12 protein-coding genes are annotated in these 13,521 nt (G+C 68.4%); 11 read left to right on the top strand and 1 reads right to left on the bottom strand.

All coding sequences use genetic code 11. The features are described from left to right. Window positions 1–30 precede the first annotated feature (30 nt). The 7 genes from HQQ85_RS04075 (at window position 31) to HQQ85_RS04045 (ending at window position 6,608) form a co-directional block, all read left to right on the top strand. The gene (locus HQQ85_RS04075; RefSeq protein WP_173181202.1) at window positions 31–576 is read left to right on the top strand and encodes a F0F1 ATP synthase subunit B; all 546 of its coding nucleotides are present in this window, start codon (window positions 31–33) and stop codon (window positions 574–576) included. Window positions 577–580: 4 nt separating this feature from the next. Next, complete coding sequence (locus tag HQQ85_RS04070; protein ID WP_173181201.1) at window positions 581–1,378, top strand: F0F1 ATP synthase subunit delta; 798 nt, start codon at window positions 581–583, stop codon at window positions 1,376–1,378. A gap of 53 nt (window positions 1,379–1,431) precedes the next feature. Next, window positions 1,432–3,069, top strand: a complete 1,638-nt coding sequence (atpA, locus tag HQQ85_RS04065) for a F0F1 ATP synthase subunit alpha (protein ID WP_173181200.1) — start codon at window positions 1,432–1,434, stop codon at window positions 3,067–3,069. A gap of 2 nt (window positions 3,070–3,071) precedes the next feature. Beyond that, complete coding sequence (locus HQQ85_RS04060; RefSeq protein ID WP_173181199.1) at window positions 3,072–3,974, top strand: F0F1 ATP synthase subunit gamma; 903 nt, start codon at window positions 3,072–3,074, stop codon at window positions 3,972–3,974. Between the two features lie 59 nt (window positions 3,975–4,033). Then, window positions 4,034–5,497, top strand: coding sequence for a F0F1 ATP synthase subunit beta (gene atpD, locus HQQ85_RS04055; RefSeq protein WP_173181198.1), 1,464 nt, complete (start codon window positions 4,034–4,036; stop codon window positions 5,495–5,497). A gap of 2 nt (window positions 5,498–5,499) precedes the next feature. Beyond that, complete coding sequence (locus HQQ85_RS04050) at window positions 5,500–5,766, top strand: F0F1 ATP synthase subunit epsilon (RefSeq protein ID WP_173181197.1); 267 nt, start codon at window positions 5,500–5,502, stop codon at window positions 5,764–5,766. 92 nt (window positions 5,767–5,858) lie between these two features. Then, the gene (locus tag HQQ85_RS04045) at window positions 5,859–6,608 is read left to right on the top strand and encodes a YaaA family protein (protein WP_173181196.1); all 750 of its coding nucleotides are present in this window, start codon (window positions 5,859–5,861) and stop codon (window positions 6,606–6,608) included. Between the two features lie 54 nt (window positions 6,609–6,662). On the opposite strand, the gene HQQ85_RS04040 is transcribed toward HQQ85_RS04045, so the two are convergent. Further along, the gene (locus tag HQQ85_RS04040; RefSeq protein WP_254069099.1) at window positions 6,663–7,181 is read right to left on the bottom strand and encodes a methylated-DNA--[protein]-cysteine S-methyltransferase; all 519 of its coding nucleotides are present in this window, start codon (window positions 7,179–7,181) and stop codon (window positions 6,663–6,665) included. A gap of 160 nt (window positions 7,182–7,341) precedes the next feature. Between HQQ85_RS04040 and HQQ85_RS04035 the strand changes: the two genes are divergently transcribed. The 4 genes from HQQ85_RS04035 to infB all read left to right on the top strand — a co-directional run bounded on the left by HQQ85_RS04035 (window position 7,342) and on the right by infB (window position 13,437). Next, complete coding sequence (locus tag HQQ85_RS04035) at window positions 7,342–9,105, top strand: proline--tRNA ligase (protein ID WP_173181195.1); 1,764 nt, start codon at window positions 7,342–7,344, stop codon at window positions 9,103–9,105. Window positions 9,106–9,165: 60 nt separating this feature from the next. After that, the gene (gene nusA, locus HQQ85_RS04030; protein WP_173181194.1) at window positions 9,166–10,164 is read left to right on the top strand and encodes a transcription termination factor NusA; all 999 of its coding nucleotides are present in this window, start codon (window positions 9,166–9,168) and stop codon (window positions 10,162–10,164) included. A gap of 53 nt (window positions 10,165–10,217) precedes the next feature. After that, window positions 10,218–10,493, top strand: coding sequence for a YlxR family protein (locus HQQ85_RS04025; protein WP_173181193.1), 276 nt, complete (start codon window positions 10,218–10,220; stop codon window positions 10,491–10,493). Window positions 10,494–10,575: 82 nt separating this feature from the next. Further along, window positions 10,576–13,437 (top strand): translation initiation factor IF-2, encoded by a 2,862-nt coding sequence (infB, locus tag HQQ85_RS04020; protein ID WP_173181192.1) that lies wholly within the window; start codon window positions 10,576–10,578, stop codon window positions 13,435–13,437. Window positions 13,438–13,521 lie beyond the last annotated feature (84 nt).

Raw genomic sequence — 13,521 nt, 5'->3', positions numbered from 1 at the left:
AGCCCATCTTCGATCGATAAGGAGGCTGGAATGCTGAACGCAATTCTGGCTGCTGGCGAAGAAGGCACGAACCCGCTCATCCCGGCGCCATATGACATCATCTGGTCGGCCGTGTGCTTCGTCGTCATCCTCTTCTTCTTCTGGAGGCTCGTGCTTCCGCGCATGAAGAAGCTCCTCGACGAGCGGTCCGCCGCGATCGAGGGAAACATGGAGAAGGCCGACGAGGCCCAGCGCGAGGCGGAGGCTGCCCTCCAGCAGTACACCGCCCAGCTGGCCGAGGCACGCGCCGAGGCCGCGAAGATCCGCGAGCAGGCCCGTGTCGACGCCCAGCGCATCGGCGCCGAGGTCACCGCTCAGGCTCAGAACGAGGCCGAGCGCACCAAGGCGAACGCCCAGGTCGCGATCGAGGCCGACCGTCAGGCGGCCCTCGTGTCCCTGCGCTCGGAGGTCGGCTCGCTGGCCATCGACCTCGCATCGGGTGTCGTGGGCGAGTCCCTCTCCGACGACGCGAAGGCGACGGCCCTGGTCGACCGCTTCCTCGCCGACCTCGAGGCCGACACCTCGGGAAAGAAGTAGCACCATGGGTAGCGCGACCAGAGAAGCCCTCGCCGGCGCCACCGCTCGTCTGTCGAGCGTGGCCGGCGCGGTCGATCTGGCCACGGGAGAAGAGCTCTTCGCCGCTGGTCGGATCATCGGAGATTCGTCGCACCTGCTGGCAGCCCTCTCCGACCCCGGAGTGGAGCCGGCGGCCAAGGCGACGCTCGTGCGCCGCCTGTTCGGCACCGGCTACAGCGCGACCACGGTCGACCTGCTCGACACCGTGGTCGCCAGCCGCTGGTCGTCGAAGAACGACCTGCTCGCGGGCATCGAGGAGCTCGGCATCCGCGCCGTGGCCTTCTCGGCGCCCTCGTCGATGTCGATCGACCGTGAGCTGTTCGAGTTCGCCCGTGCGGTGACGAGCGACTCGTCGCTCGAGCTGGCGCTCGGCTCGAAGCTCGGCTCCACCGAGCAGAAGCGCGGCCTGGTCGAGCGCCTGCTCGGCGGGCGTGCCTCGGAGCAGACCGTCGCGATCGTCCGTCAGCTGGTCACCCAGCCGCGCGGCCGGCGCATCGGCGAGCTCATCCGCTACGCGTCCACGATCGTGGCCGACGAGGCCGGTTCGCGGGTTGCGACGGTCACCGTCGCGGCTCCGCTGAGCTCCGACCGCATCGCTCGGCTCGAGAAGGCCCTCACCGGCAGCTATCGGGTGCCGGTGCGGATCAACCAGGTGATCGACCCCTCGGTGGTGGGCGGCGTCCGCATCCAGATCGGTGACGACGTCATCGACGGGAGCGTCGCGACGCGCATCAACGATTTGAGACTTCAGCTCGCTGGCTAATCAGAGGGCACAGGAACACACTGGGGGCATACCCCATCAGAAAAGGGAAAACGATGGCTGAACTTACGATCCGCCCCGATGAGATCCGCGACGCTCTCAAAGACTTCGTCGCCGCCTACGAGCCCGGCAAGGCCTCGACGACCGAGGTCGGCTACGTCATCGACGCCGCCGACGGCATCGCGCACGTCGAGGGCCTCCCCGGTGTGATGGCCAACGAGCTGATCCGCTTCGCCGACGGCACGCTGGGCCTCGCCCAGAACCTCGACGAGGACGAGATCGGTGTCATCGTGCTCGGTGAGTTCACCGGCATCGAAGAGGGCCAGGAAGTCACCCGCACCGGCGAGGTCCTCTCGGTCCCCGTGGGCGACAACTACCTCGGCCGCGTCGTCGACCCGCTCGGCAACCCGATCGACGGTCTCGGCGAGATCGTCGCCGAGGGTCGCCGCGAGCTCGAGCTCCAGGCGCCGGGCGTCATGTCCCGCAAGAGCGTGCACGAGCCCATGCAGACCGGTATCAAGGCCATCGACGCCATGATCCCGATCGGCCGCGGCCAGCGTCAGCTGATCATCGGCGACCGCCAGACCGGCAAGACGGCCATCGCGATCGACACGATCATCAACCAGAAGGCCAACTGGGACTCGGGCGACGTCAACAAGCAGGTCCGCTGCATCTACGTCGCCATCGGCCAGAAGGGCTCGACCATCGCCTCGGTGCGCGGCGCCCTCGAAGACGCCGGAGCGATGGAGTACACCACCATCGTCGCGTCGCCGGCCTCCGACCCCGCGGGCTTCAAGTACCTGGCGCCCTACACCGGCTCGGCCATCGGCCAGCACTGGATGTACGGCGGCAAGCACGTCCTGATCATCTTCGACGACCTGTCCAAGCAGGCCGAGGCCTATCGCGCCGTGTCGCTGCTGCTGCGTCGTCCGCCGGGACGCGAGGCCTACCCGGGTGACGTCTTCTACCTGCACTCGCGTCTGCTCGAGCGCTGCGCGAAGCTGTCCGACGAGCTGGGCGCCGGCTCGATGACCGGTCTGCCGATCATCGAGACCAAGGCGAACGACGTCTCGGCGTACATCCCGACCAACGTGATCTCGATCACCGACGGCCAGATCTTCCTGCAGTCCGACCTGTTCAACGCCAACCAGCGCCCCGCTGTCGACGTCGGCATCTCGGTCTCGCGAGTGGGTGGCGACGCCCAGGTCAAGTCGATCAAGTCGGTCTCCGGAACGCTGAAGCTCGAGCTCGCCCAGTACCGCTCGCTCGAGGCCTTCGCCATGTTCGCGTCCGACCTCGACGCCGCGTCGCGCCGTCAGCTCGCCCGAGGTGCCCGCCTCACCGAGCTGCTGAAGCAGCCGCAGTACTCGCCGTTCCCCGTCGAGCAGCAGGTCGTCTCGATCTGGGCCGGCACCAAGGGCAAGCTCGACGAGGTCCCGGTCGAGGACATCCTCCGCTTCGAGGCCGAGCTGCTCGAGTTCGTCGGTCGCACGACCGACATCCTCACCACGCTCCGCGAGACCAACAAGCTCGACGACGACACCGTCGCGGCGCTGGACAAGGCGGTCGACCAGTTCAAGCTCGAGTTCCAGACGGGTGAGGGCAAGCCGCTCGCCTCGGTGGGCAAGGAGCAGTTCCAGGCGACCGACAAGGCCGACGTCGGCCAGGAGAAGATCGTGAAGGGTCGCCGCTAAGCATGGGCGCTCAGCTCAGGGTCTATCGGTCGAGGATCAAGTCGGCCCAGACGACCAAGAAGATCACGAGGGCGATGGAGCTGATCTCCGCCTCGCGCATCCAGAAGGCGCAGCAGCGCGTGGCCGCCTCGGCCCCGTACTCCCGTGCCATCACGCGAGCGGTGTCGGCGGTGGCGACGTACTCCAACGTCGACCACCCGCTGACCAGCGAGCGCGAGAAGCTCGACACCGCCGCCGTGGTGGTCTTCACCTCCGACCGCGGTCTCGCCGGCGCCTTCTCCTCCTCGATCCTGAAGGAGGCGGAGCAGCTGGCCGAGCTCCTGCGGAGCGAGGGCAAGAACGTCGTCTTCTACCTCGTCGGCCGCAAGGCGGTGGGCTACTTCAGCTTCCGCAAGCGTGCCAGCGTGAAGGCCTGGACGGGCGGCACCGACCAGCCCCAGTTCGAGATCGCCAAGGAGATCGCCGACGCGGTGGTCGAGGCCTACAACCTCGACGACCAGGAGGGCGGGGTCGACGAGATCCACCTCGTCTACAACCGCTTCGTGAGCATGGTCAGCCAGGTTCCCGAGGTCGTGCGTCTGCTACCGCTCGAGATCGTCGAGGGCGAAGCCCCCGTCGAGCCCTCGAACGAGGTCTACCCGCTGTACGAGTTCGAGCCCGACGCGGCCACCGTGCTGGATGCACTGCTCCCGATCTACGTCGAGAGCCGCATCTTCAACGCGATGCTGCAGTCGGCCGCCGCCGAGCACGCCGCACGTCAGAAGGCCATGAAGTCGGCCTCCGACAACGCCGACAACCTGATCCGCGACTTCACGCGACTGGCCAACAACGCCCGCCAGTCCGAGATCACGCAGCAGATTTCCGAAATCGTCGGCGGGGCCGACGCCTTGGCTTCGGCCAAGTAAGCGTCCCGGCCTCCGCCAGTAGTCACAGAGCCAAGTAGACACAGAGAAAAGAGAGCACAATGACTGACACTGTCATCGCGCCGACCAAGGCGGAGGAGACTCCGCAGGGAGTCGGCCGCGTCGCACGCGTCACGGGTCCGGTGGTCGACATCGAGTTCCCGCACGACTCCATCCCCGAGGTCTACAACGCCCTCAAGACGACGATCGTCATCGGCGAGCACCGCGCCGAGATCACGCTCGAGGTCGCTCAGCACCTCGGCGACGACCTGGTGCGCGCCATCGCCCTGAACCCGACCGACGGTCTCGTCCGCGGTCAGGAGGTGCGCGACACCGGTGCCGCCATCTCGGTTCCCGTCGGTGACGTCACCAAGGGCAAGGTCTTCAACGTGATCGGTGAGGTGCTGAACGCAGCTCCCGGCGAGAAGATCGAGATCACCGAGCGCTGGCCCATCCACCGCAAGCCCCCGGCCTTCGACCAGCTGGAGTCGAAGACCTCCCTCTTCGAGACCGGCATCAAGTCGATCGACCTCCTGACCCCCTACGTGCTGGGTGGAAAGATCGGACTCTTCGGTGGTGCGGGCGTCGGCAAGACGGTCCTCATCCAGGAGATGATCCAGCGTGTGGCCCAGGACCACGGTGGTGTGTCGGTGTTCGCCGGTGTCGGTGAGCGCACCCGTGAGGGCAACGACCTCATCGCCGAGATGGAGGAGGCGGGCGTCTTCGACAAGACCGCCCTCGTCTTCGGCCAGATGGACGAGCCGCCGGGAACGCGTCTCCGCGTCGCCCTGTCGGCCCTGACGATGGCGGAGTACTTCCGCGACGTGCAGAACCAGGACGTGCTGCTGTTCATCGACAACATCTTCCGCTTCACGCAGGCGGGCTCCGAGGTGTCGACGCTGCTCGGCCGCATGCCGTCCGCGGTGGGCTACCAGCCGAACCTCGCCGACGAGATGGGTGTGCTTCAGGAGCGCATCACCTCGACGCGTGGCCACTCGATCACCTCGCTGCAGGCGATCTACGTGCCGGCCGACGACTACACCGACCCGGCTCCGGCGACCACGTTCGCGCACCTCGACGCCACCACCGAGCTCTCGCGTGAGATCGCGTCGAAGGGCCTCTACCCGGCCATCGACCCGCTCACCTCGACCTCGCGCATCATGGACCCGCGTTACTTGGGCGCCGACCACTACCGTGTCGCGACCAACGTGAAGCAGATCCTGCAGAAGAACAAGGAGCTGCAGGAGATCATCGCGATCCTCGGTGTCGACGAGCTCTCCGAGGAAGACAAGATCACCGTGTCGCGGGCTCGCCGCATCCAGCAGTTCCTGTCGCAGAACACCTACATGGCGAAGAAGTTCACCGGTGTCGAGGGTTCCACGGTTCCGCTGAAGGACACGATCGAGTCGTTCGACGCGATCACCAAGGGCGAGTTCGACCACGTGGCGGAGCAGGCGTTCTTCAACGTCGGCCCGATCACCGACGTCGAAGAGAAGTGGGCTCAGATCCAGAAGGAGAACGGCTGATCATGGCTGCTCCCCTGAACGTCAGCGTTGTCTCGGCCGACCAGCAGATCTGGGCCGGCGAGGCCTCGATGGTGGTCGCCAAGACCGTCGAGGGCGAGATCGGCATCCTGGCCGGTCACGAGCCGATGCTCGCGATCCTCGCTGCCGGTGAGGTGCGCGTCAACGCGACGAGCGGTGAGCGCCTCGTGGCGCGTGCCGACGACGGGTTCCTCTCGGTCGAGAACGACACCGTCACGATCGTGGCGCGCGACGCCGAGCTGATCAAGTAGTCACTCTTCGAAGGCCGCCGGTCCCGCTCCTCGTGAGCCGGGCCGGCGGTCTTCGGCATTCCCGCCGCGCTTCGTGTGCAGAAAGATTCCGGATGCTCGTCCTGCTCCCGCCCTCGGAGACCAAGCACGACGGGGGAGACGGCCCCCCGCTCGATCTCGCCGCCCTGTCGCACCCGGGCCTCACGCCGACCCGCCGCGCCACCGTGCGTCGCTTGAAGCAGCTCAGTCGCGACCGCGAGGAGTCGCTGAAGCGCCTCAAGCTCGGCCCGAAGCTCGCCTCCGAGGTGGAGCGCAACCGGGCCCTGACGGTCTCGCCCACGCTGCCCGCGATGGACCGCTACACGGGCGTGCTCTACGAGGCCCTCGACGCGCCCTCGCTCGACGCCTCCGCCCGCTCGTTCGCCGCTCGGCACGTGCGCATCCACTCGGCGCTGTTCGGTCTCGTCGGCGCCGGGGACCCCGTGCCCGCCTACCGCCTCTCGCACGACTCGCGCCTCGAGGGCGACAGCCTGAAGGCGACCTGGGGAGCACCGATCTCGAAGGCGCTGCTGGCCCACCGCGACGAGCTCGTACTCGACCTGCGCTCGGAGGCCTATGTTCATCTCGGCCCCGTGCCCGCCGCGGTCACCCATGCCCACTTCCTGCGCGTGGTCAGCGAGGGCCCGGACGGCGTCAAGCGCGCCCTCAACCACTTCAACAAAAAGGGCAAGGGGGAGCTCGTGCGCGCACTCGTGGAGCACGGCACCGACTTCGCGGAGGTGGACGAGTTGATCGCGTGGGGAGCAGCGGCCGGCCATCGCCTCTCGCTCGCGCCCTCGGGCGAGCTGGTGCTGGAGGTCTGAACTCGGTCTCGGAATCTGAGGCTGGTCTTCGGGGCCTCGACACGGTCATCGCCGTCAACCCCCCGCGAACGCGATTGACTCGTGGGACAGCAGCCAGGCCTTGGTCGGGACGCCCTCGCCGTGGCTCCAGCCGGTGATGCGCCCCGCCACCGAGAGCACCCGATGGCAGCCGACGAGCAGGGGTGTCGGGTTCAGCGCGACCGCCCCGCCGACCGCGCGCCCGGCCCCGGCCTTGCCGACCGCCCGGGCGATGGCCCCGTAGTCGGTGGGCTCACCCCAGCCGAGCGCGGCCAGCTCCTGCCACACTGCTACCTGGAACGGCGTGCCGCGGTGCGCGAGCGGCACCGTGAACCGCTGCCGGCTGCCCTCGAAGTAGTCGAGCAGCTGCGCGATCGCCTCGTCGGCGACCGTGTCGGAATCGAAGACGAGTCCGTCGTGCGGCAGCGCCCCGGCCGCCTCGAGTGCGACGCGGGTGACGGCCTCGCCGTCGCTCACGACCTCGACCCGGCCGATCGGGGTCGTGCAGCGCTGCAGGAACGGCGCGGCAGCCCGCAGCTGAATCAGAGTGTCCATGCCGTGAGGGTAGGACGCCCTCGTGGGCCGCTCCGGCGTCGGGCTGCGATCTGTGGAGAGGGACGAGCATCCGTCGCTCTGTGGAGGAGGGATGACGGGAGTTGTGCACAGGTGCAGCGGCCGATGTGAGCGGGTCGGCGGTGCTGGCTAGACTCGGTGCGTGCCTACTCGCCTGTCCAACTACTTCCTCCGCACGCTGCGGGAATCGCCCTCCGACGCAGAGGTCGCGAGCCATGTGCTGCTCGTGCGCGCCGGCTACATCCGTCGCCAGGCGCCGGGCATCTTCGCCTGGCTGCCGCTGGGGCTCCGGGTGAAGGCGAAGATCGAGGCGATCATCCGCGAGGAGATGGAGGCCGCCGGCGCCTTCGAGGTGCACTTCCCCGCGCTGCTGCCCAAGGAGCCCTACGAGGTCACCGGCCGCTACACCGAGTACGGGCCCGGCATGTTCCGGCTCTCCGACCGCAAGGACGCGGGCTACGTGCTGGCGCCCACGCACGAGGAGGTCTTCACCCTGCTCGTGAAGGACCTCTACAACAGCTACAAAGACCTGCCCCTGTCGATCTACCAGATCCAGGACAAGTACCGCGACGAGGCCCGGCCCCGTGCCGGACTCCTGCGCGGCCGCGAGTTCACGATGAAAGACGCGTACTCGTTCGACTACACCGACGCCGGGCTCGACACGAGCTACCAGGCCCAGCGCGACGCCTACGAGCGCATCTTCACGCGCCTCGGCCTCGAGTACGTGATCGTGAAGGCCGACGCGGGCGCCATGGGCGGCTCGAAGAGCGAGGAGTTCCTGCACCCCACGCCGGTCGGTGAAGACACCTTCGTGCGCTCGGCCGGCGGCTACGCGGCCAACGTCGAGGCGTTCACCACCCTCGCACCCGAGCCCCGCTCGTTCGAGGGCCTCACCCCGGCCGAGGTGCACGACACCCCCGAGACGCCCACCATCCAGACGCTCGTCGACGCGGCCAACGCCTCGCATCCCCGGCCCGACGGCCGGTCCTGGACGGCGGCCGACACACTGAAGAACGTCGTGCTCGCCCTCGTGAACCTCGACGGTACCCGCGAGGTCGTCGTGGTCGGCCTCCCCGGCGACCGCGAGGTCGACCTCAAGCGCGCGGAGGTCGCCTTCGCGCCCGCCGAGGTCGAGCCGGCCACGGAGGCCGACTTCGCCAAGAACCCGGGCCTGGTCAAGGGCTACATCGGGCCCTGGACGCCCGAGGGTGCGGTGCTCGGCGACGAGTCGAGCACGGGCATCCGCTACCTCGTCGACCCCCGTGTGGTCGACGGCAGCGGCTGGATCACCGGCGCGAACGTGCACGGCAAGCACGTGTTCGGCCTCGTGGCCGGGCGCGACTTCGCCGCCGACGGCACCATCGAGGTGGCCGAGGTGCGGCCCGGCGACCCTGCTCCCGACGGATCCGGGCCGGTGGAACTCGCCCGCGGCATGGAGATCGGTCACGTCTTCCAGCTCGGCCGCAAGTACGCCGAGGCACTGGGCCTCAAGGTGCTCGACGAGAACGGCAAGCTCGTCACGGTGACGATGGGCTCCTACGGGATCGGCGTCACGCGCATCCTGGCCATCATCGCGGAGCTGAACAACGACGAGAAGGGCCTCATCTGGCCGCCCTCGGTCGCCCCCTTCGACGTGCACGTCATCGCGACGGGCCGGGACGCCGAGATCTACCAGGCGGCCGAGTCGGTCGTCGCCGACCTCGAGGCGAAGGGCCTCGACGTGCTCTTCGACGACCGCCCCAAGGTGAGCCCCGGCGTGAAGTTCGGCGACGCCGAGCTGATCGGCGTGCCGCGCATCGTGATCGTCGGCCGCGGGGTCGCCGAGGGCGTCGTGGAGCTGTGGGATCGGGCGACGGGGGAGCGCACCCAGGTCGCGCTGGATGACGTCGCCGCGAGCTTCGGGTAGTCTTTCCGTTTGACCGCCGGAGACATCGGCGGCGACAGATCTGAACAGAGGAGGCCGGAAGTGGACATCGACCTCAGCGTCTTACGCCTCTTGGAGCGTGAACGAGAGATTCCCTTCGAGGAACTCGTGGGAATCATCGAGCAGGCGATCCTGACCGCATTCCTCAAGCACACCGACCGCCCGGCGACCACGGAGGACGGCACCGACTCGGCTCGCGTGCACCTCGACCGCAAGACCGGTCACATCGGCATCTTCGTGCCCGAGCTCGACGAGGACGGCGTTCTCATCGGCGAGGCCGAGGAGAACCCGAGCGACTTCGGCCGCATCGCCGCCTTCGCCGCGAAGCAGGTCATCAACCAGCGGCTGCGCGACATCGGTGACGACAAGGTGCTCGGCGAGTTCAAGGGCCGCGAGGGCGACATCGTCGCCGGCGTCATCCAGCAGGGCCCGAACCCGCGGATGATCCACGTCGACCTCGGCACCATCGAGGCCATCATGCCGCCCGAGGAGCAGGTGCCGGGCGAGGTCTACGCGCACGGCTCGCGCATCCGCGTGTACGTCACGAGCGTCGCCAAGGGGCCGAAGGGCCCGGCGATCACCGTCTCGCGAACGCATCCGTCGCTCGTGCGCAAGCTCTTCGCCCTCGAGGTGCCCGAGATCGCCTCGGGCGTCGTGGAGATCGTCTCGCTCGCCCGCGAGGCCGGCCACCGCACGAAGATCGCGGTGCGGGCCACCGAGCCCGGTGTGAACGCCAAAGGCGCCTGCATCGGCGAGCTGGGCCAGCGCGTCCGGGCCGTCACGTCCGAGCTCGGCGCCGAGAAGATCGACATCGTCGACTACTCGGAAGACCTGCCGACGTTCGTCGCCAATGCGCTCTCGCCCGCCAAGGTCTCGAGTGCCTTCGTGATCGATCAGGCCACCAAGGCCGTGCGCGCCCTGGTGCCCGACTACCAGCTCTCGCTCGCGATCGGCAAGGAGGGCCAGAACGCCCGACTCGCCGCGAAGCTCACGGGCGCGAAGATCGACATCCAGCCCGACAGCATCCTCGACGGCGACTGATCGGCGCACTTCCGGAGCGGGCCCCGACGGCCGCTCCGGGAATATGGAGTACCATGGAACCCGTTAGAACGTGCGTCGGATGTCGTGCGCGCGCCTCACGGTCCTCTTTGCTGAGGGTCGTCGCCAGGAACGTCGTTCCTGTTGGACAAGCTCTGGTCGTCGATGAGACGGCCACACTTCCCGGGCGAGGCGCATGGTTGCATCCGACACTCGCGTGCTTTCACCTCGCGGTCACGCGTCGCGCTTTCGGGCGTGCGCTCCGGGTGGACGGAACACTCGAGACGACAACATTAGAGAACAGGCTGAACGGCACCGTGAACCATGAGTGACAACTGATGAGCGGCTCGAAATGAGACCCGTCCGCTACTAACGGCCTGCCCTGTCTGGGTGGGCCATCCAGACAGGAGAATTGTGGCTGCAAAACCACGTGTACATGAAGTCGCCGCCGAGCTCGGTGTCGACAGCAAGGTCGCCCTTGCGACGCTCAAAGAGATGGGTCAGTTCGTCAAGGGCCCCTCGTCGAGCATCGAGCCCCCCGTGGCTCGTCGCCTCAAAGAGGCACTGATCAAGGCCGGCGCCGGCGCCGCCTCCGGCGGCTCGACCGCTCCGGCTGCCGGTTCGTCCTCGGCTGCGCCGAAGTCGTCGTCGTCCGGGCCCCGCCCCGGTGGCGCTCGTCCCGGCGCTCCGGCTCCCGGCCCCTCGGCCGGCCGCACCTCGACGCCGGCACCCGCCGCGCCTGCTGCTCCGGCCGCACCCGCCCCGGCCCCTGCCGAGCGCGCTGCTGCCGCCGCTCCCGCCACTCCGGCGGCCGCTGCTCCGGCTGCGCCCGCCGCCGCTGCCCCGGCACCGAAGTCCTCGACCGACGCCCCCGCGGCGTCCGGCTCGGCGACGCCTGCGGCTCCGGCCGCTCCGGCTGCCTCCGGTGACTCCGCTGCGCCCCGCCCCGGCGGACCGCGTCCCGGCATCCCGCGCCCGGGCAACAACCCGTTCGCCAGCCAGCAGGGCATGCAGCGCCCCGGTGCGCCGCGCCCGGGCAACAACCCCTTCGCCAGCCAGCAGGGCATGGGTCGCAGCGGTTCGGGTGGTGGCGCCGGTGGCGCCATCCCGCGTCCCGGTGCTCCTCGTCCGAGCGCTCCGCGTCCCGGTTCGCCCCGTCCGGGTGCTCCTCGCCCCACGGGCTTCCAGCGCCCCGGCACCGGTGCGGGCTTCCGCCCCGGCGCTCCTCAGGGTGGCGGCGCTCGCCCGGCTCCCGGTTCGCCCGGGTTCCGTCCCGGTGGCGCCCCCGGCGGCTTCGCGCCGCGTCCGGGTGCCGGCGGTCGTGGCCGTGGCCCCGGTGGTGGAACCGCCGGTGCGTTCGGTCGCGGTGGTGGCAAGAGCAAGGCCCGCAAGTCCAAGCGGACGAAGAGGGCCGAATTCGAGCTGCGCGAAGCCCCGTCGCTGGGTGGCGTCAGCGTCCCCCGCGGCGACGGCAACACCGTCGTCCGCCTGCGTCGTGGTGCCTCGATCACCGACTTCGCCGACAAGATCGACGCGAGCCCCGGCAACCTGGTGACCGTGCTGTTCCACCTCGGTGAGATGGCGACGGCGACCGAGTCGCTCGACGAGGCCACCTTCCAGGTGCTCGGCGAAGAGCTCGGCTACAAGATCATGATCGTGTCGCCGGAGGAAGAGGATCGCGAGCTCCTCGAGGGCTTCGACATCGACCTCGACCAGGAGCTGGAAGACGAGACCGACGAAGACCTGGAGATCCGTCCCCCGGTCGTCACCGTCATGGGTCACGTCGACCACGGTAAGACGCGACTGCTCGACGCCATCCGCAACGCGAACGTCGTGGCGGGCGAGGCCGGTGGCATCACCCAGCACATCGGTGCGTACCAGGTGGTCACCGAGCACGAGGGGATCGAGCGTCCGATCACCTTCATCGACACCCCCGGTCACGAGGCGTTCACCGCCATGCGTGCTCGTGGTGCCCAGGTCACCGACATCGCGATCCTCGTGGTGGCGGCTGACGACGGCATCATGCCGCAGACGATCGAGGCGTTGAACCACGCCCAGGCGGCCAACGTGCCGATCGTGGTCGCGGTCAACAAGATCGACAAGCCCGACGCCAACCCGGCCAAGGTGCGCCAGCAGCTGACCGAGTACAACCTGGTCGCGGAGGAGTACGGCGGAGACGTCATGTTCGTCGACGTGTCGGCGCGCAACGACATCGGCATCCAGGACCTGCTCGACGCAGTGCTCCTCACCGCCGACGCCGGTCTCGACCTGCGGGCCAACCCGAACAAGGATGCGCGCGGCGTGGCGATCGAAGCCAAGCTCGACAAGGGCCGCGGTGCGGTCGCGACCGTGCTCATCCAGTCCGGAACGCTCCGGGTCGGCGACGCGATCGTGGCGGGAACGGCTTACGGCCGTGTCCGTGCGATGGTCGACGAGAACGGCGAGACCGTCACCGAGGCGACTCCGTCGCGTCCGGTGCAGGTCCAGGGCCTCTCCAGTGTTCCGCGAGCCGGTGACACCTTCCTCGTCACCGAGGAGGACCGCACGGCCCGTCAGATCGCTGAGAAGCGTGAAGCCGCCGAGCGCAACGCCTCGCTGGCCAAGGCCCGCAAGCGCATCTCGCTCGAGGACTTCACCCGTGCACTCGAAGAGGGCAAGGTCGAAGCGCTCAACCTCATCATCAAGGGTGACGTCTCCGGTGCCGTCGAGGCACTCGAGGAGTCGCTGCTCAAGATCGAGGTCGACGACAGCGTCCAGCTGCGCATCATCCACCGCGGTGTGGGTGCGGTCACCGAGAGCGACGTCAACCTCGCCACGGTCGACAACGCCATCATCATCGGCTTCAACGTGCGTCCCGACACGAAGGCGCGCGAGCGCGCCGCTCGCGAGGGTGTGGACATCCGCTTCTACTCGGTCATCTACAACGCGCTCGACGACATCGAGTCGTCGCTGAAGGGCATGCTGAAGCCGGAGTTCGAAGAGGTTCAGTCGGGTGTCGCGGAGATCCGCGAGATCTTCCGCTCCTCGAAGTTCGGCAACATCGCCGGTGTCATCGTGCGGTCGGGAACGATCACGCGAAACGCCAAGGCGCGTGTCATCCGCGAGGGTGTCGTGGTCGGGGACAACCTGGCCATCGAGTCGCTGCGTCGCTTCAAGGACGACGTCACCGAGGTGCGGACGGACTTCGAGGCCGGTATCGGTCTCGGCAAGTTCAACGACATCCAGATCGGCGACGAGATCGAGACCATCGAGATGAAGGAGAAGCCGCGCGTCTAGCCTCGGCTGGAGCAGCGTGAGCTGACGGAGGAGTGGTGCGGCGATGTCGCATCACTCCTCCTCCCATATACAGAGATCCCGTGT

Origin of the sequence: Herbiconiux sp. VKM Ac-2851 (assembly GCF_013205105.1) — a bacterium.
Lineage (GTDB): Bacteria > Actinomycetota > Actinomycetes > Actinomycetales > Microbacteriaceae > Herbiconiux > Herbiconiux flava.
The sequence above is the reverse complement of the archived record's forward strand: the minus strand, read 5'-3'. Positions and strand labels throughout refer to the sequence as shown.

Coding starts and splice junctions, on each gene's coding strand:
- HQQ85_RS04075 (WP_173181202.1), top strand. CDS start 31: ATGCTGAACGCAATTCTGGCTGCTGGCGAAGAAGGCACGAACCCGCTC.
- HQQ85_RS04070 (WP_173181201.1), top strand. CDS start 581: ATGGGTAGCGCGACCAGAGAAGCCCTCGCCGGCGCCACCGCTCGTCTG.
- atpA (WP_173181200.1), top strand. CDS start 1,432: ATGGCTGAACTTACGATCCGCCCCGATGAGATCCGCGACGCTCTCAAA.
- HQQ85_RS04060 (WP_173181199.1), top strand. CDS start 3,072: ATGGGCGCTCAGCTCAGGGTCTATCGGTCGAGGATCAAGTCGGCCCAG.
- atpD (WP_173181198.1), top strand. CDS start 4,034: ATGACTGACACTGTCATCGCGCCGACCAAGGCGGAGGAGACTCCGCAG.
- HQQ85_RS04050 (WP_173181197.1), top strand. CDS start 5,500: ATGGCTGCTCCCCTGAACGTCAGCGTTGTCTCGGCCGACCAGCAGATC.
- HQQ85_RS04045 (WP_173181196.1), top strand. CDS start 5,859: ATGCTCGTCCTGCTCCCGCCCTCGGAGACCAAGCACGACGGGGGAGAC.
- HQQ85_RS04040 (WP_254069099.1), bottom strand. CDS start 7,181: ATGGACACTCTGATTCAGCTGCGGGCTGCCGCGCCGTTCCTGCAGCGC.
- HQQ85_RS04025 (WP_173181193.1), top strand. CDS start 10,218: ATGGAACCCGTTAGAACGTGCGTCGGATGTCGTGCGCGCGCCTCACGG.